Origin of the sequence: Oceanicoccus sp., assembly GCF_029238675.1 — a bacterium.
Classification (GTDB): Bacteria; Pseudomonadota; Gammaproteobacteria; order Pseudomonadales; family Dasaniaceae; genus Oceanicoccus.
The window spans coordinates 11,383-29,723 of the sequence record NZ_JAQWFR010000024.1 but is presented as its reverse complement, the minus strand read 5'-3'; the positions used below and the strand labels follow the sequence as shown (position 1 = coordinate 29,723).

The 18,341-nt window shown below is 48.2% G+C and carries 18 protein-coding genes; 8 read left to right on the top strand and 10 right to left on the bottom strand.

Annotation, left to right across the window (positions count from 1 at the left end; all coding sequences use genetic code 11):
* Nucleotide 1: 1 nt before the first annotated feature.
* Nucleotides 2–1,159: a cytochrome c oxidase subunit II gene (gene coxB, locus P8H32_RS08210; RefSeq protein ID WP_297290839.1), complete on the bottom strand. Its 1,158-nt coding sequence runs from the start codon at nt 1,157–1,159 to the stop codon at nt 2–4.
* Between the two features lie 706 nt (nt 1,160–1,865).
* On the opposite strand from coxB, the gene P8H32_RS08205 reads away from it, so the two are divergent.
* On the top strand, nt 1,866–2,516 hold the full coding sequence (locus tag P8H32_RS08205; RefSeq protein ID WP_297290840.1) for a hypothetical protein: 651 nt from the start codon (nt 1,866–1,868) through the stop codon (nt 2,514–2,516).
* A 43-nt stretch (nt 2,517–2,559) separates the two neighbouring features.
* Nucleotides 2,560–2,730, top strand: a complete 171-nt coding sequence (locus P8H32_RS08200) for a hypothetical protein (RefSeq protein ID WP_297290841.1) — start codon at nt 2,560–2,562, stop codon at nt 2,728–2,730.
* A gap of 33 nt (nt 2,731–2,763) precedes the next feature.
* Here the strand turns inward: P8H32_RS08200 and P8H32_RS08195 are convergent, their stop codons facing one another.
* Genes P8H32_RS08195 through P8H32_RS08185 form a run of 3 tightly spaced genes read right to left on the bottom strand, consistent with a single transcriptional unit; the run spans nt 2,764 to nt 6,390 of the window.
* Nucleotides 2,764–3,060 carry a YheV family putative zinc ribbon protein gene (locus tag P8H32_RS08195; protein ID WP_297290842.1) on the bottom strand — a complete coding sequence of 99 codons (297 nt, stop codon included), beginning with the start codon at nt 3,058–3,060 and terminating at the stop codon, nt 2,764–2,766.
* On the bottom strand, nt 3,057–5,105 hold the full coding sequence (gene prlC / locus P8H32_RS08190; protein WP_301089137.1) for an oligopeptidase A: 2,049 nt from the start codon (nt 5,103–5,105) through the stop codon (nt 3,057–3,059). Before prlC ends, P8H32_RS08195 begins: the two co-directional genes overlap by 4 nt.
* A 46-nt stretch (nt 5,106–5,151) precedes the next feature.
* A complete protein-coding gene (locus tag P8H32_RS08185; RefSeq protein ID WP_301089136.1) occupies nt 5,152–6,390 on the bottom strand; it encodes a TIGR03790 family protein in 1,239 nt (412 codons plus the stop codon).
* A 122-nt stretch (nt 6,391–6,512) separates the two neighbouring features.
* On the opposite strand from P8H32_RS08185, the gene P8H32_RS08180 reads away from it, so the two are divergent.
* The gene (locus P8H32_RS08180) at nt 6,513–7,070 is read left to right on the top strand and encodes a gamma carbonic anhydrase family protein (RefSeq protein ID WP_297290845.1); all 558 of its coding nucleotides are present in this window, start codon (nt 6,513–6,515) and stop codon (nt 7,068–7,070) included.
* Nucleotides 7,071–7,168: 98 nt separating this feature from the next.
* Here P8H32_RS08180 and aroE read toward each other — a convergent pair whose 3' ends face one another.
* From aroE to P8H32_RS08150, 6 genes are all read right to left on the bottom strand, one after another.
* Entirely contained in the window at nt 7,169–8,008 is an 840-nt protein-coding gene (aroE, locus tag P8H32_RS08175) for a shikimate dehydrogenase (RefSeq protein WP_297290846.1), read from the bottom strand.
* A 29-nt stretch (nt 8,009–8,037) separates the two neighbouring features.
* Nucleotides 8,038–8,946 (bottom strand): oxygen-dependent coproporphyrinogen oxidase, encoded by a 909-nt coding sequence (gene hemF, locus P8H32_RS08170; protein ID WP_297290847.1) that lies wholly within the window; start codon nt 8,944–8,946, stop codon nt 8,038–8,040.
* 51 nt (nt 8,947–8,997) lie between these two features.
* Nucleotides 8,998–9,579 (bottom strand): Sua5/YciO/YrdC/YwlC family protein, encoded by a 582-nt coding sequence (locus tag P8H32_RS08165; protein ID WP_301089133.1) that lies wholly within the window; start codon nt 9,577–9,579, stop codon nt 8,998–9,000.
* A 13-nt stretch (nt 9,580–9,592) separates the two neighbouring features.
* Nucleotides 9,593–10,096: a 5-(carboxyamino)imidazole ribonucleotide mutase gene (gene purE / locus P8H32_RS08160; RefSeq protein ID WP_297290849.1), complete on the bottom strand. Its 504-nt coding sequence runs from the start codon at nt 10,094–10,096 to the stop codon at nt 9,593–9,595.
* A 100-nt stretch (nt 10,097–10,196) separates the two neighbouring features.
* Nucleotides 10,197–11,327, bottom strand: a complete 1,131-nt coding sequence (gene dprA / locus P8H32_RS08155; RefSeq protein ID WP_297290850.1) for a DNA-processing protein DprA — start codon at nt 11,325–11,327, stop codon at nt 10,197–10,199.
* A gap of 44 nt (nt 11,328–11,371) precedes the next feature.
* Nucleotides 11,372–12,406, bottom strand: a complete 1,035-nt coding sequence (locus P8H32_RS08150) for a LysM peptidoglycan-binding domain-containing protein (RefSeq protein WP_301089131.1) — start codon at nt 12,404–12,406, stop codon at nt 11,372–11,374.
* 223 nt (nt 12,407–12,629) lie between these two features.
* Between P8H32_RS08150 and def the strand changes: the two genes are divergently transcribed.
* From def to P8H32_RS08125, 5 genes are all read left to right on the top strand, one after another.
* Nucleotides 12,630–13,136: a peptide deformylase gene (def, locus tag P8H32_RS08145; RefSeq protein WP_297290852.1), complete on the top strand. Its 507-nt coding sequence runs from the start codon at nt 12,630–12,632 to the stop codon at nt 13,134–13,136.
* 12 nt (nt 13,137–13,148) lie between these two features.
* A complete protein-coding gene (fmt, locus tag P8H32_RS08140) occupies nt 13,149–14,108 on the top strand; it encodes a methionyl-tRNA formyltransferase (RefSeq protein WP_297290853.1) in 960 nt (319 codons plus the stop codon).
* The gene (gene rsmB, locus P8H32_RS08135) at nt 14,105–15,409 is read left to right on the top strand and encodes a 16S rRNA (cytosine(967)-C(5))-methyltransferase RsmB (RefSeq protein WP_297290854.1); all 1,305 of its coding nucleotides are present in this window, start codon (nt 14,105–14,107) and stop codon (nt 15,407–15,409) included. The genes fmt and rsmB overlap by 4 nt, the downstream gene beginning before the upstream one ends.
* A 108-nt stretch (nt 15,410–15,517) precedes the next feature.
* Nucleotides 15,518–16,891, top strand: coding sequence for a Trk system potassium transporter TrkA (gene trkA, locus P8H32_RS08130; RefSeq protein ID WP_297290855.1), 1,374 nt, complete (start codon nt 15,518–15,520; stop codon nt 16,889–16,891).
* Nucleotides 16,891–18,339, top strand: a complete 1,449-nt coding sequence (locus tag P8H32_RS08125) for a TrkH family potassium uptake protein (protein ID WP_297290856.1) — start codon at nt 16,891–16,893, stop codon at nt 18,337–18,339. Before trkA ends, P8H32_RS08125 begins: the two co-directional genes overlap by 1 nt.
* Nucleotides 18,340–18,341 lie beyond the last annotated feature (2 nt).

Sequence of the window (18,341 nt, the reverse complement as noted above, 5' to 3'; positions counted from 1 at the left end):
CCTACTGACCTTGCTTAAAGTTATAAACGTCGATGGGCTGAACTATGTCACCCATATTATTGCCAAAAGCATTACGCTGGTACGTAATAACGGCGGCCATGTCGACATCATTGAGCTGAGCGCCGAAAGCCTGCATGGCTGTGCCAGGCACACCATTGATACCCATATTTAAATGCGGGCCGACTTCGCCGGTAGCATATGGACTGCCGGCGATGGCGTTACCGATACCGCCTTCACCATTCAGACCGTGACAGGCAGCGCAGTATTGGTCGTATACGACCTTGCCCGCAACCATCTGCTCATCAAGGGTGAATTGCTTGTCCATCAAGGCTTTGATTTCAGCTGCTTGAGATTTTTTGCCTGCTAACCACGCGTTGTATTCGTCTTGTTCAACGACGTTTACAACAATCGGCATATAGCCGTGCTCACGACCACATAGCTCAGCACACTGGCCACGGTATACACCGGTTTCCAGTGGACGAGTCCAGGCTTCGTTGATAAAGCCGGGGATCGCGTCTTTCTTCACCGCCAATGCAGGTACCCACCAGGCGTGGATAACGTCATTCGCTGTGACTAAAAAGCGTATTTTTTTGTTAACAGGAAGCACAACAGGCTCGTCTACTTCTAATAAGTAGTGCTCGCCTTTGTTGTCTTCGTTATAAATTTCTGTCTTACCTGTACGCAGGTTACTGAAGAACACGACGTTTTCGCCAGCTTCATCAATATACTCGTACTTCCACTTCCACTGATAACCGGTCACCAGGATATCCAGTTCGGAATCATCAAAGTCATAGACTTTTAATAATGTGGTTGTGGCAGGAAAAGCCATCACGATAAGGATAATAAAGGGAACGACAGTCCAGGCAATCTCAATTGCTGTACTTTCGTGGAAAGTAGCTGGCTTAACACCCTTTGACTTACGGTGCGCAAACACCGAATAAAACATTGCGCCAAAAGTGAAAATACCAATCACTACACAAATCCAGAAAACGATCATATGCAGACCGTAAATTTCTGCCCCAACTTCGGTAACGCCTGGCGACATATTCATCTGCCAGCGTTGAGCTTCTTCTGCCCAAGCACCTGTACTCAGAAAACTGAGCAGTAATAGCACAGGACTAAGCGCCAGCTTGTACAGCCGTTTCGCTCGTAAATGCATTTCCCGTGTCTCCATTGTTTAAATGTTAAAAAATACCCCAGAATCCGGATCGCTAACATCTTCACTGATATGCGCCGAGCGAGACAAATACTGACTCGTAGGAACAATATTGCAGTGACCTCCCATCCCTGTGATTACTTAGCTGCTGTATTACCACTCAATTTCGGCCTTTTGAGCCTGGCTGAGTGCTTTATTCGTCGAAAACGCGCTCAAATAAGCCCATTAATGACAATGAATAGCGATTTTTCGGTATCCCCCGGTCGCTGGGTGCGACAAAACGCCGCGATTATACGCATCTTTAACAAAACAGGCCACCATAAGCCTGTTAAATCGTGGGAAACCCCTTCCTAATGCTATAACAAGCAGCTATTCGAGCCCCCCAAACTTCCAGATATGACACTTGGCAGAGGCCTCAACCACAAGATATGGGGTTTAATCTGGTCGATGATTATTTCCAATCTTTCGGCCCCCATGCCGGGATTAGTGGGTACCGCCACCCTTGGGCGCCTCGAAAATGCTCAATATTTAGCCGCTGTCGCGGTCAAAGCTATAGGAAATAGTTCACATTGGTCTAAGCAGGCGATAGCGAAGTTAGTATTTTGTACTAGCCTTATCACTTATAGAAAGTGTTAGCCCTATGCAGGGCCTGCACAAGCACTGTAAAAACCTGTAAACCCAATATTAACGCCCATGAAGAGGACGACCTGTGGCAACTGATGCCATCCGCGACACTATTGCCTTAGCAAAGCTCCATGAACAGCAAACCGATCATCTGGCCAAGCTGCTCGACCAGCATGTTAAGAACGATATTCACTTTACCATCCAGCTGCCCGAGCAAGATGCCACCGCCAGCCTGGTAGATTTTATTATTGCCTATATTGAGCACGTCCCCAGATTTATTGATGCCACAAGATCCATCACCAGCGAAGCTAACATTCGGGAATATGCCGAGCCGTTTTTAAAGCTGGCGGAGGATTTCTTTTTAAAGCCACCGGAAATTGTTTCACAGCATGTGGGCTTGAATGAACTGATGGACGAAGCCTATCTGGCTCACCGCCTGATTGAAGAGGTTAACGACCGCTTTATGATTCGCACATCAATTCCGTTAGTGCCGATGGATATGACCATGTCCAATCTGATTGTGCACAGTATTATTGGCGAACCCTTTGCCAACGAACTGGATGAAGCCGTACACTATATGGCTGAGCGTAACATGCTTAAAGAGCATGTGTATGAAACACCGGAATTTAAAGCCTATGTTGCCCTGCATCAAGATAATCACTGGGAAAAAGAACAACAACACTGGCCCTGCTTAACCGATGAACTATCCATTAATTTGCAGTTTGCCCATTTGTAACTGATATCTCTTTGCTATAGAAAAATAAAAGAAGAATAGAACTATGACAATGAATCCCGGCAGTTTAGCTATCGACAACACCAACCACAGTCACGATCATCACGAAGATCCTGCGGATGAAAATCACTTTGCCATTAAGATGGCGGGGCAGATTCGAGCGAGTTATAAGCGTAGAAAGCTACGCGCACAACGCGCCCGTTCCAGACGGCGATAAAACCGTAGGGTGGATTATAATCCACCCTACTGCTTAATGATCCCGCCGCTTAGCGCCGGGGTTAGGGTCGATGATACTAACTACCTGAACTTCGTCTTCATGGGCTAGTGGCTCTTCCCCCAAACGGGGCTGGTTTACCCGAGTAGTCACTTCATCGACATCGATAGCTTGAGGGCCATCATCCGTCATAATATCGCTATAACCACAGCGCACACACTCCCTGATCTGCTGGCCATTGCTATCGTTATACATCACTAGCTTATCCATCTCCGCACAACGCGGACAAACAGCCCCAGCGATAAATCGTTTTATTATTTTTTGTTCGCTCATGCTACTTTCCTGGTCGTAACAATACCGCTGTGTCGCAGCAATGCATCAATATCGGGTTCACGCCCCCGGAAAGCGGTGAACAAGGCCATCGGTTCTTTCGACCCACCACGTTGTAATATTTCCTGCAAAAAGCTTTCTCCCGTCGCCTGATTAAAAATACCTTCTTCTTCAAAGCGGGAAAAAGCATCTGCCGATAATACTTCCGCCCACTTATAACTATAATAACCTGCCGCATAACCGCCAGCAAAAATATGGCCAAAGCCATGTTGGAAGCGATTAAATTCGGGAACCGGATAGACTGAGACTTTTTCTCTAACTTCATCTAATACGGTTTGAATCGATCTGGGATTTTCTGGCGAATAGTGATGATGCATTAACATATCAAATAATGAAAATTCCAACTGCCTTGCCATCATCATACCGGATTGAAAGTTTTTTGCGGCCAGCATTTTTTCTAATAAATTATCCGGCAGTACCTCGCCGGTTTGATGATGGCCAGAAATTAACGGGATCGCCTCTTTTTGCCAGCACCAGTTTTCCATAAACTGGCTGGGCAATTCAACCGCATCCCACGGCACACCATTAATGCCGGAAACCGCTGCACAATTAATTTCAGTTAGCATATGGTGCAAACCATGGCCAAACTCATGGAACAGGGTTGTCACTTCATTATGGGTTAATAAGGATGGGGTGGTCTCTGTGGGTGGCGTAAAGTTACAGGTTAAAAACGCAACCGGCAGTTGTTGCTCTGTAGCGCTTAGTTGTCGTCGCACACGACAGTCGGCCATCCATGCACCACCACGCTTATGCTCCCTGGCAAAAATATCCAGATAAAATTTTGCGATCACTTCGCCATCGCGTTCAATATGATAGAAGCGAACATCAGGATGCCAGGTTTCAACGTCGCTAACTTCGTTACACTCAATACCAAACAAACGATTGACTACGGTAAACATACCCTCTATCACTTTCGCTGAGGGGAAATAGGGGCGTAATTCTTCCTGGGATAAATCGTATTTTTGTAAACGTAATTTTTCGCTATAGAAGGGGATATCCCAGGCAGATAATGTGGTAACGCCCAAACTGTTAGCAAACGCTTCCAGCTCTTTATAATCCTGCTTTGCAACCGCAATACTTTTTTCAGTAAGGTCATTCAAAAAACCTTCAACCTGCTCCGGTGATTCAGCCATTTTTGTAGCCAGGGAGCGCTCGGCATAATTGTTAAACCCTAACAACAATGCCAACTCATACCGAAGTGCCAAAATAGTATCCATTAGCTCACTGTTATCCCACTGACCAGCGTTGGGGCCCTGGTCAGAAGCTCGGGTGGTATAAGCGGTATACATTTCCTGACGCAGCGCTGAATTTTCACAATATTGCATCAGGGGCAAATAGGCAGGGATATCCAATGAAATTAAATAGCCGGATAACTCTTTTGCCGCCGCCGCTTGTTGATAGCCCTGTAATACGGATTCGGGTATACCAGCAAGCTCTTCGGCATCATCTATATGCTTGCTCCAGCCATGGGTTGCATCTAAGACATTATTGGAAAATTGTGTGGATAATTCGGCCAGTTGTTTTTTTATTTCGCCGTAACGCTTTTGTTGCTCGGGTTTTAGCGCAATGCCGGACAGCGTAAAATCTCGCAAGGCATTGTCTACAGATTTTTGCTCCGCCTCATTCAGCTGCCCATAAACATCACTGTCTGCCAGTTGTTTATAGGCTTGGTAAAGCTGTGTGTTTTGGCCCATTTCTGTGCCGTATTCTGTCAGCTTTGGCAGGCAGGCGTTATAGGCATCACGCAGGGCATCTGAATTTTTTACGCCGTGCAAATGGCTAATGGGAGACCATAGCTGCTCCAGCTCATCATCCCACTGCTCAATGGAAGCCAAAAAAGATTTTCCGGGGGTTTGTTCTGCTTTCAATAAATCATCGACTCGCTGTCGATTACTTGCCAATAACTGATCAAGCGCTGGCTCTATATGTTCTGGTTGAATACTGGAAAATGCTGGCAGCGATGCTGTTTTTAGTAATGGGTTAGACACTGTTTTTGACCTCAAAAATCGTAAATGCTTTTTCAAAACTATAATTTCAAAACAACGGACTGCTCAATAATGGCTGCGCGTAATTTTGTAATCGCTCTATTTTATAAAACGGTGATAGGGGTTGGGGTAAGGTTATAAATTGTTGGTAAGGCGTTATCTCAATACCACTGGTCACTAATGTAAAGGGGCCTGTTTTTTGACTGGACGTTAAAATTTTATAGTAGCCTCTGGTTAACACGGGAGAAAAGAGGGCATAGCTATTATTTCTTTTTTTCAACCGATATCCCATATAGGGCTTAGCTAAAGGCTCGCCAATAAATACGCCTTGACCGGGCATGATGACACTTTTCCAATAGGCTTCTATTAGGGATGAACCCTGCATATAGTTCGACATGGCAATTAATGGGTTAGGAAATTTCCCTGGGAAGTTACAAGGCTCAACCACTGCTCCATAACTGCCTGTTGCACCCCCTTCCAGCCATCGAAGGGCGCTCATCTGTCGGCTATTGGTCAACTTGCCCCCCGCTGAAGTCAGATGGTCTGCCATCGCCCCCGGCAGGAAAGTATTGCTGTCTATATCCGCTACAAACTTTTTGCCGGTAAAGTAAAACATGACATCTTTTCTATTTCGAATCGCATTTGCCTTTAGTATCGTCACAGGTAATTTATTCCCCAGCAATAACTGCACCGAAGGGAATACGCTCTTACGGACACTGCGGGCCTTATCAGAGGTTTCCAACAAATAGGCTTTGCCGTTGTTGCCGTTAGCCACCATCTGGCCATCTGCAGCAACGCCGCGATCTATTAAGGCTTTGGCCTCCTCGAAATTAGCTGCTGCCAAGAGCATGGTAGGCCGAATACTAAAATCGTCATAGGGTCTTAAACTGTTTGTCCCTGCATACTGGGAGGCAGCGGTAAGCTTGCAACCCTTGGCGCAATAGCGGCTGTCAAAGCCCAGTGCAAAGGCAGAACTGATTGACATACAGCCAACACGATAAGGATCTGCCCAGGTTAGCAGATAAGCTTGAATATGCTTTGGCGTTTTTGCTTCAACTATTTTCTTCAATACAGCGAATTCACCGGGGCGCATAACCGGCTTATCAACTTTAAATGAAATAGTGATAATATTTTCTGGCGGTATTTGTCGCTGCTGCTGATAATAGCCAGCAATTTGAACGCTAAGCGGGTCCTCTGTATTGACAATAACAGCCAAATCTTTAGCTACCAGACCTGAATCGGGCAGCACAATCTGCGGGACAATTTTCGGAAAAACGTTAGCTGACACTGGGCTGGCAACCAGCAAAAATACAACTGCAACAGAAAACAACCTGGCAAACATTGCTTACAGAGACCTGACTAAGAGATTACAATAGGCTGATACTGTAACAGCACAAAGCGAAGCAAACTATGCCTACACAAAATATGCCTAAACAAAATATTCGTTCTTTTAAGGGAATAGCGCCAGTCTTGGAGCGGGGCGCCTATGTCGACCCTGCCGCAGTGGTTATTGGTGATGTTGTTCTGGGTGAAGATGTTTCCGTTTGGCCTCTGGTCGTTATTCGCGGCGACGTTAACAAGGTACGCATTGGCAATAGAAGTAATATACAGGATGGCTCAGTTATCCATGAGTCCAGGCCCCTCCCCACCAACCCTGGCGGCCACCCGGTGATTATTGGCGAAGATGTTACCGTCGGCCATAAGGTGATGCTGCATGGCTGTAACATAGGCAACCGCGTGCTGGTGGGCATGGGTGCCATTGTACTGGACGGGGTGGTAATTGAAGATGATGTGATTGTTGGAGCGGGAGCACTAGTCACCCCCGGCAAAACGCTGGAGAGCGGCTATCTCTATACCGGCAGCCCGGCGCGTCAGGCTCGCCCCATAAAAGACGGAGAAATGGAGCACTTTGTGCAGACAGCACAAAATTATGTGGCCCTTAAAGACAGTTATTTTACTGAGCAATAACATCATTCCCGCCGGTACGGGCATAAAGAAAAAGCCGGGCTTAAACCTGGCAAACCATCGATTGAGCAGCGTATCAGGGTAGTATATTTGCTAAAAGATTAGTTGCAGGCTTCCAGCTCTTCACGGATGGCGTCAATCACGGCGCGGGTTGTTGGCCGCGTACCGCGCCAGATGCAAAAGGATTCTGCCGCCTGCTCTACCAACATCCCCAAACCATCTGACACTGCCCAGGCAGCACTTTCTGCACCCCAACGCATAAAGGGAGTAGGCTCGGCGCTGTACATCATATCGTAGCAACAACCTTCGTCAGTTAATGCATCACTCGGCAGTGGCGGTAACTCCCCGGCAAGACTGGCACTGGTGCCATTGATAATTAAATCGTACTGGTTGGCATTTAAGGCTTTAAAACTACAGGCACCGACGCTGCCAAACTCCGAAAAATCCCGCGCTAATTTCTGCGCTTTTTCAACGGTACGGTTGGCAATTAAGACATGGCTGGGGTTCAGTTTCATCAATGGCTCAAGTACACCGCGAATAGCGCCGCCTGCGCCTAATAACAACACTCGCTTATTAGTGACTTCCCAACCGAGGTTTTCGCAGATATCCCTGACCAGGCCAGCCCCATCGGTGTTATCACCATAAATCTTGCCATCTTCTTGCAGCGCCAGGGTGTTAACCGCACCGGCAAGGCGAGCACGGCCGCTGAGTTCATCAGCAAAATTATAGGCATCAATTTTAAAGGGCACGGTGATATTTAAACCTTTGCCGCCATTATCAAAAAAGCTTTTGGCGGCATCGGCAAATTTATCCACATCCACCTTGTGTGCACGGTAACTCAGTTGCTGTTGTGTCTCTTGTGCAAACGCCCTATGAATCTGCGGAGACTTGCTATGCTTGATGGGGTTGCCGAAGACTGCATATTTATCGGTGGCTGTCATAATGTGCTCTTTGGACTATCAAACCGGGTTTATACCCAGTCTCTATTAATTAAAAATTGTTGAGTTAGTGCTTCTTCCTGGCTACCAGCCTCAGCCTGCCAATCATATTCCCAGCGCACCAGCGGTGGTAGTGACATCAAAATAGATTCCGTACGGCCATTGGACTGCAAGCCAAATATGGTGCCGCGATCGTGCACCAAATTAAATTCTACATAGCGGCCACGACGATAAAGCTGGAACTCACGCTCCCGCTCACCATAGGGCGTAGCCTTGCGTTTGGCGACGATTGGCTGGTAAGCCTTAATATAAGAATCGCCAACACTACGCATAAACTCGAAACAGCGATCAAAACCACCTTCATTTAAATCATCGTAAAATAAACCACCAATACCGCGTGGTTCATTGCGGTGTGGCAGCTGGAAATACTCATCACACCATTTTTTATAACGGGGGTAAGCTTCTGCACTAAAGCGATCACAGGCGTTTTTTGCGGTTTGGTGCCAGTGAACGCAGTCTTCTTCAAAACCGTAATAAGGGGTTAAGTCATAGCCGCCGCCAAACCACCACACCGGTTCTTCACCTTCTTTCTCGGCAATAAACAAACGTATATTGGCGTGACTGGTAGGGATATAAGGATTTTCCGGGTGCATCACCAATGACACCCCCATGGCCTGAAAGCCACGACCGGCTAATTCGGGCCTGGCTTGTGTGGCTGAAGGCGGCATTTTCTGGCCATACACATGAGAGAAGTTTACGCCGCCTTTTTCAAATACGGCACCGCCACTGATAACCCTTGAGCGACCGCCACCACCTTCGGGGCGATCCCACTCATCCTGCTGGAAGGTGGCTTTGCCATCCTCTTGTTCCAAGCGTTCACAGATAGAATCCTGTAATTGCAGCAGGTATTTTTTTACTTGATCAACGGCTATCTCTGGCATGAAAAACCTAATTAATGGAGGGGCAAAATAAACAGGCCTGCGGCGACACCACTATGCGCCTCTTATTACTTTGCCAGAAATCAAATCGCGAATTTCCGACGGCTTGGCATTGGGCTTAAGCCGGCCGGGTAAAATAAAGTCCAGCCCGTCACCATTCAAAAACCGCTGCAGCTGTGCTGGTGACTCGCAGGTGGGCTCTCCGCTGATATTGGCTGAGGTTGAGACAACAGGACCGCCCAGGGAGTTGCATAATTCAATCACCAGTGCGCTAGTGCTTACCCTGAGTGCAACACTCTGGAAATCACCCCTAATCCAATCTTTCGCCCTACCATTATGGGGCACCAACCAAGTGGTGGGTTTGCTGGCGGGCTTGCTGGTGAGTTGCGCAAATTTGCTAACAAGCGCATCGTCCAACCCTTGCAAATAAGGAGCAAATTGCTCTGCTGAGGCAGCGACTAATATTAATCCCTTCTCCACCGGACGCTGCTTAAGCGCCAGTAGTTGTTCTACTGCCCGCTGGTTATCCGGGTCGCAGCCAAAGCCCCATACCGTTTCGGTTGGGTAGGCTATAACACCCCCGGACTGGATGACCGTAGTCGCCCGCCGGAGGCTGATCGAGTCCTTGGTAGCCATAAGGCCCAGGCGGTTAGCCTTTTAGTTTTTCCTGCAGGGCTTCGTCTTTGGCTACAACAGCCTGGGCATTGGCTTCACGCTCGGCGATCAGCTTTTGCTGCAGGTCAGCGTCGGCAGTAGCTAGAATCTGCGCGGCCAGATAGCCTGCATTTTTAGCACCGGCTTTACCAATAGCAACAGTCGCTACTGGAATACCACCAGGCATTTGCACCGTTGATAACAGTGCGTCCAAGCCTTCTAAAGAAGCGTTAATCGGAACACCAATTACAGGCTTAAGGGTTGCAGCAGCAACAGCACCCGCTAAGTGAGCCGCCATACCCGCAGCACAGATAAAGGCACCACAGCCACGCTGGTCAGCGGTGGTTACATAGTCATGAGTAATCTTGGGGGTACGGTGAGCAGAGGTCACTTTTACTTCGAAATCGATACCAAAGGATTTTAAAACGCCAAAAGCTGGCTCCATTTGTGGTAGATCTGAGTCCGAGCCCATCAAAATAGCGACAAAAGGTTTGGTCATGGTTGTGCCCTCACAGCAATAATTTAAGGATCTGGAAAAAGCGCGAAAATTACCCAACTGGGGCCCTGATTGCAAGCAAAACCGACGTTTTCCGTCAGGATTAACGCGCCTTTACCATTCGCTGATAACAACCGGCATTATTCTCTACCCATCCTTTTAGCTCCAGGGTGGTCAAAACCTCGCTAAGTTGTGTCAGGGGCCAGCCTATTTGATGCTGTAGTAAGTCGATTGCAACAGGATCAAAACCCAAGAGAGCCACCAATTGCTGTTCTGTTTGAGTGAGGTCAGATAAAAGCTCGACATTATCCGGCGTTGTCTCCTTGCTTGTCCTTGCTGGCAACCACCCCTGAAGCTCCTCCATCACATCAGCCGCTGTCGACACCAGCTTTGCCCCTTGCTGAATAAGGTAGTTAACGCCTTTACTACCGCTATCATGAATAGAGCCTGGAATAGCAAATACCTCACGTCCCTGCTCCATAGCAAAGCGTGCTGTAATCAATGAGCCGCTTTTAAGGGCTGCTTCAACAACTAACACCCCTAAAGACATGCCGCTAATAATCCTGTTCCGCTGTGGAAACAGCTCCGGTAGCGCCTGAGTGCCCAAAGGAAACTCTGATATCAGCGCCCCATTATCTGTATTCACAATGTCATTAAATAGTGAGCGGTTACGTACCGGATAGGTTATATCAACACCGGTACCTAGTACGGCCACGGTTTTGCCCTCGGCCGCCAAAGCGCCACGGTGGCATTCGGTATCGACACCCAGGGCCAAGCCGCTATTAATGGTAAAACCCGCACGGGCAAACTCACGGGAGAACTGGAAAGCGTTCTCACAACCTTGTCTTGAGGTCCTGCGACTACCTACCATACCCAGTTGAGGCTGGTTTAATAAATCAACATTACCTCTAACATAGAGTAGTGGGGGTGGGTTGCTAATCTGCTTGAGCAATTCCGGATAATGCTCCGAATTAAGGCTAAGCAACTGGATATCCAGCTTTTCAATCGTGGCTATATCCTGGTCAATCAATCGCTGGTCGCAGCCCCGGCGCAAAGCAAGCTGTGTATCAGGGGTAATTTTCAGGGCGAACAACTCGGCAGCTGAAAGGCTGGCAATAGCCTCCGGCGTATCGCTAGCCTTCAGCAAACGGCATAGCGCCCGGGTAGATAAATGAGGTGTTCTATGAAGTGTTAGTAAAGCACGAAGTTGCTGGGAATTGTATTGATAATGCATAGATCATCCTTGATCATCGTAGAATTAATATTGATATGACTTAATTAGGGATTTTTTACTTTATCCATCACCGCCAGTGGACGGTTGGCTTTAAGTACCAAACCATAGCTGACTTTCTCAAAGGTGCGGAACACCATCATCAAACCTGCACGGGAGTCTGGCACTTTCACAATCTCACCGGTAATAGTATCTCTAACCTGTTCACCTACACGGTAGATGGCCAACACATTGCCCACCTCAAGACCTTCACGCTCACCCTTGTTGATCACCACAACATTCATGCTGCCAATCTGGGAAACACCCCCTTCAACCGAGATAATAAAACCGTTGGTTTCTTCCCCAGGCGCACTGGGGTAAAAATTAGAGCTAATACGATGCTCTTCATCCGCTAACAATCGATCACCTCGACGCACCTCCTCAGAGGTACGGTTTAGGCCCATTGTTGCAATGTCTTCTTGTATATCAATTATTTTGGCACTGGCAATAGATAGCGCCTGATAACCTAACAGCTCCTCAGTCTCGGGATCCATATAAGAATCACCGGGGCGGAATATACCAAAATTCTCTTCCCCTTCCGGGTCAAACTCACCACGGGCAAATAACTGGTCACCAGCACCCGAGACAATATGGCCATCATTACCGGCCAACACATAAGGGGCATCCTGCAATCTTTCTTTGCTAACTACGCGACTCTGGCTTAAAAAAGGTGAGATAGCGTCCAGCGGAATCGCCGGGATGGCCAAATCCAACGCTGAAATTCTTACTTTAGGGGTCAGTTTTACGTCTTTATTACGCTTAACCACCAACTTGGGCTTGCCATCGATATAAACCAGATTTAGTACATCACCGGGATAGATTAAGTGTGGATTATCTACCTGGGGGTTTACATGCCAGATTTCCGGCCATAACCACGGGTCATTCAAGAACATCTTTGAAATATCCCATAGCGTATCCCCTTTAACAACGACATGGGTTTGGGGATGACCGTCTTTGAGCGATAACACATCGCCGGCCTGGGGAGCTATTGAGACAAGAGACACAACCGCAAACAGGATGTATCCCAACACCGCTTTTTTCATAATGGCATTCCTTTCTTCGCAATCCATGTCGTGCTATTCGACGTTATAGCGCTACATAGCATGGAGTAATTTTTTATTTGTAACCTGATATACTATAGCAGCTTACCGGCAAATGATTAGTCTACACGGACTCGATTATTTGCAGTCTGATCATAATCTTAGCAACAACACTTCGGTTTATACTAGAAGTTAGAAATTCGTCACAAAGCAGATTCAGCAAACCATGGCCATTTTAGACATTCTTGAGTTCCCCGACCCGCGACTACGCACACAGGCAAAGCCTGTTGAGAAAGTAGACGGCAGCGTACTGCAATTGGTCAATGATATGTTTGAAACCATGTATGACGCCCAGGGGGTTGGCCTGGCCGCCACCCAAATTAATGTGCACCAACGTATTGTAGTGATTGATGTCAGCGATGAAGGGGATCAGCCATTGGTCTTTATCAACCCCGAAATCACCGTTCTGGATGGCCCCGACCACGAGTATGACGAAGGTTGCCTATCGGTCCCCGGCTTCCACGAAACCGTCACTCGCCCAGAGAAAGTTCGGGTAAAAGCCCTTGATCGTGATGGCAACACCTTTGAAATGGAGCCTGAAGGGCTGCTAGCAGTCTGCATTCAACATGAATTAGACCACCTCAATGGCAAGCTGTTTGTGGATTATATTTCACCCCTGAAACGCAAGCGCATCCGCTCCAAACTGGAAAAACAACACAAACAAAAAGCGTAAGGCTCAACCCAGATGGCTCAACCCCTGAAAATCATTTTTGCCGGCACGCCGGATTTTGCTGCTATCCATCTACAGGGCATACTGGAGCAGGGCGATCATCAAGTCATTGCTGTCTATAGCCAGCCCGACAGACCCGCAGGCCGTGGTAAAAAGTTAAAGCCCAGCGCCGTTAAGCAAGTGGCGCTGGACAACAATATCTCTGTTTACCAGCCCCTCAATTTTAAAGACCCTGTCGACCAGCAAACCCTTGCGAACCTTAATGCCGACTTAATGGTGGTGGTAGCTTACGGATTGTTACTCCCCAAAGTCATTCTTGATGCCCCCCGCCTGGGCTGCATCAATGTTCACGCTTCCTTATTGCCCCGCTGGCGCGGCGCCGCACCTATTCAAAGGGCGGTTGAAACTGGCGATAGTGAGAGCGGCGTGATCATCATGCAAATGGATGAAGGCCTGGATACCGGCGATATGCTGTTGGAAGCTCGCTGCGATATCACCGCCCAAGACACTGGCGGCAGCCTGCATGACAAGCTGGCAAATATAGGTGTACCTGCATTAAATAATGCCTTGCAGCAAATAGCCGAGCAAACCATTACCGCCACCAAACAGGATAACGAACACAGCTGTTACGCCCCCAAAATATCCAAACAGGAACTTGCCATTGATTGGCAACAGCCTGCGGCGGTGATCGAGCGAAAAATTCGCGCCTTTAATCCCTTCCCTATTGCTTATACCAGCCTGAATGGCGACCGGATAAAAATTTGGCAAGCCAGCGTAAGTGAAAAGGGCGGTAAAGCCGGCCAGATTATTCACGCCGATAAAAAATCCATTGTCGTAGCCTGTGGTGAAGGCAGCCTCAAGCTGCAAATCATTCAACTGCCCGGCGGTAAAGCCCTGGAAATTCCCGCTGTGATGAACTCCAAAGCCGACCTGTTTACCACCGGCACCCGTTTTGACCCGATAGAAATAACATGACAACAAAGACGATAGAATGCCGTGCTGCAGCCGCCCGCTGCCTTGCCGCAGTCTCTAACGGTTCTTCTCTGTCGCAACAAATTCCACGCTTTGAACAGCGGGTTATTGAAAAAGACCGCGCGCTATTTCGACAGCTCTGCTATGGGGTTTTGCGTTTTTACCCCAAGCTGGCTGGCATTAGTAAACAGCTGATTAGCAAACCCCTGAAAAACAAAGACCGCGATATACAGATGCTGGTTATGCTGGGCATTTACCAATTAAGTGAAATGCGCATACCAGATCATGCCGCAGTAAGTACCACCGTTAACGCGACTAAAGCATTAAAAAAACACTGGGCCAAAGCGTTGGTGAATGGTGTTCTCAGGCAATGGCAACGCAGCCCTGAAGAACTGCTGGAAAAACTTAGCCCCGCGCAACAACTCTCTCACCCTGAGTGGCTGCATAAATTACTGAATAAGGCCTGGCCGGACCATGCCAATAAGATTGAGCTGGCCAACAATAGCCACCCGCCAATGTGCCTAAGGGTCAATCAACAGCAGGGTAGCGCTTGCGACTATTTACAACAACTGCAAGACAAGGCCATAAAAGCGGCTCTATGTGACCATGCCAAAGAGGGGATTCGCTTAGTTGAGCCTGTGGCCGTCGACCAATTACCCGGCTTTAACGATGGCCAGGTCAGCGTACAAGATGAAGCGCCACAGTTGTCCGCCGAACTATTAAAGCTGGCACCAGGGCAACGGGTATTGGATGCCTGCTGTGCGCCTGGCGGTAAGACCTGCCATATTCTGGAAGCCGAACCCCGACTAACAGCAGTGATTGGCCTTGATATTGATGAAGAGCGCCTAAGCCGTGTTGAAGAAAACCTGCAACGCCTAAAGCTTAAGGCCCAGCTGATCACCGGTGATGCCGCCGACCTGGACTCTTGGTGGGATGGCAAAACCTTTGATCGCATTTTATTAGATGCCCCCTGTTCAGCCACGGGTGTTATCCGCCGCAACCCCGATATCAAGTTGCACCGCACCCTTGAAGATATACAGCAATTACATCAATTGCAGTTTTCGATTTTGCAGACGCTCTGGCAAACACTAACACCGGGGGGGCTGTTGTTATATGCCACCTGCTCGGTACTCCCTGATGAAAACGAGCATGTAGTAGCCCGCTTCTGTGGTCAGCAAGACGATGCCGAACATCTGCCTATCGATGCTAGCTGGGGACAAGCCAGACCCTATGGTCGCCAGCTATTCCCCGCCGAGAATGGCCACGATGGATTCTTTTATGCCCTAATTGCCAAAAAAACGTAAAAATAACGGCAAAAACGTTATGAAAAAATGGCCTTTAGCCAATTAGCACATACAATTACCAGATAACTAATTTTCGCCAACTATTTATCTCCAGAAACGGCTACATCCATGAAAATAATAATTCTCGGGGCAGGGCAGGTTGGAGCCTCTCTGGCTGAGCATCTCGCCGATGAGCAAAATGATATTACTGTCGTCGACCTCGACAGTGATCGCCTTCGGGAGCTGCAAGACCGCTTGGATATCGGTGCCGTCACCGGGCAAGCCTCCCATCCTGATGTATTGCAGCGTGCGGGTGCCGACGATGCAGACATGTTAATCGCCGTCACCAACTCTGACGAAATCAATATGGTAGCCTGCCAGGTGGCCTATACCCTATTTCGCACCCCCACCAAAATTTCACGGATCAGGGCGCGAGCATTTTTAGAAAAGCCCGGAATGTTTAATAACCAGCAGATACCCATCGACGTTATTATCAGTCCTGAATTATTGGTAACTCGCTATATTCAGCGCTTAATTGAATACCCTGGAGCTTTGCAGGTATTGGACTTTGCCGATGGCAAGGTACAACTGGCCGCCGTTAAGGCTTATTACGGCGGCCCCATTGTCGGCAATGAACTGCGGGATATTCGCAGCCATATGCCCAATATCGATACCCGGGTAGCGGCTATCTTCCGTCGCAACCGTGCCATTATGCCGATGGCGGATACCGTGGTTGAAGCAGACGATGAAGTTTTCTTTATCGCCTCCCGTGAAAATATCAGGCCGGTGATGAGTGAACTACGCCGCCTGGATAACCCCTATAAACGTATTTTAATTGCCGGGGGCGGTAATATTGGTGAGCGCCTGGCCAATGCGCTGGAAGATAACTATCAGGTAAAAGTGGTTGAGCAAAGCTACGCTCGCTGCCGCCAGTTATCGGAATCCCTGCGCCGTACCATCGTATTAAACGGCAATGCCTCCGATAAAGATTTATTAATTGCCGAGAATATCGAAAACGTCGATGTCTTCTGTGCACTCACCAGTGATGACGAAGCCAATATTATGTCGTCTATGCTGGCCAAACGACTAGGCGCCAAAAAAGTTATTACCTTAATTGCCAACCCTGCCTATGTTGACCTGGTGCAAGGCGGTGAAATTGATATTGCGATTTCGCCACAGCAAATTACCATGGGTAGTTTGTTAACCCATGTACGCCGCGGCGATGTCTCCAATGTGCACTCCCTGCGGCGAGGTGCAGCGGAAGCATTGGAAGTGATTGCCCACGGTGATACCCGCTCCTCCAAAGTCGTCGGCAAACGTTTGGATGAAATTGAAAAAATTGAAGGCTCTTCCATTGGCGCTATTGTGCGCGGCGATGAAGTGTTAATTGCCCATCGCTATTTAGTCGTCGAACCGGAAGATCACGTAATCGTCTTTCTTACCGACAAGACAAAGATCAAGCAAGTCGAGCGCCTGTTTCAGGTTGGGTTTAGTTTCTTCTAATGCATATCGCACTGATCTTCCGCATCTTAGGTATGCTGCTAATGGTGTTCAGCTTAACGCTGTTTACACCCATTGCTGTGTCACTGTGGTATGACGACGGTGCTTATCCTTCTTTTCTGTTGGCATTTGCGATTACCGTCATCAGCGGTGCACTAATGTGGATGCCGGTGACGAAACAAAAAGCCGACCTGCGTACTCGGGATGGCTTTTTAATTACTTCCTTATTCTGGACGGTGCTGGGTTTGTTTGGTGCCCTGCCTTTTATTCTGTCACCTAACCCGGAAATGACGGTAAGTGATGCCGTCTTTGAATCACTATCAGGATTAACAACAACTGGGGCCACGGTAATTACCGGCCTCGACCATCTGCCAAAGTCCATTTTATTTTATCGCCAGCAGCTTCAATGGTTGGGCGGCATCGGTATTATTGTTATTGCTGTGGCTATTTTGCCGATGCTGGGCATTGGCGGTATGCAGCTATACCGTGCAGAAACGCCCGGCCCGGTTAAGGACAGCAAGTTAACGCCCCGGATTGCTGAAACGGCTAAAGCGCTGTTTTTGGTTTATGTGTTATTAACCGCGACCTGTGCCGTGGCTTATTGGGCGGCGGGGATGTCCGCTTTTGATGCCATTTGCCATGCTTTTTCAACCATTGCGATTGGTGGATTTTCTACCCACGATGCCAGCATGGGCTACTTTAATAGCCCGGCGATTATGTTAATTGCCTGTTTATATATGATGATTGCAGGGATTAACTTTGCGCTGCATTTTTATGCGCTAAGGCAGAGCAGTTTCCAGCACTATGGGCATGACTCCGAAAGCCGGTTTTTTGCCTATACGATTTTTGGCGCAGCGGTAATTGTAGCGACGTACTTAATTCTTAGTGGCTCCTATAGTATTGATGAAGGACTGCTGCACGGTTTATTCCAAACCATTTCCATTGCAACAACCGCAGGTTTTGCAACGACGGACTTTTCGGCGTGGCCGAGCTTTTTGCCCTTTATGTTACTGATGCTGTCGTTTATGGGTGGCTGTGGCGGCTCTACCGGCGGCGGCATGAAAGCGGTGCGGGTGATGTTAATGGCCAAGCAGGGGGTAAGGGAATTATCCCAGTTGGTTCATCCCAATGCGGTCATTCCATTAAAGGTGGGAAACCGTCGCGTAGAGGCCAAGGTCGTCAGTGCGGTTTGGAGTTTCTTTGCGGTCTATATCTTCGCCTTTATTGTTATTTTATTTTCGCTGATGGCGACCGGCCTGGATTATGTAACTGCATTTTCTGCGGTGGTAGCGTCAATGAATAACCTGGGCCCTGGTTTAGGTGAGGTAGCCTCCAACTATGGCAGTATCAGCGCACCGGCTAAATGGATACTTTGTTTCTCTATGTTGCTGGGACGGCTTGAAGTCTTTACCTTGCTAGTTCTATTTACCCCGGCATTCTGGCGTCAATAAAT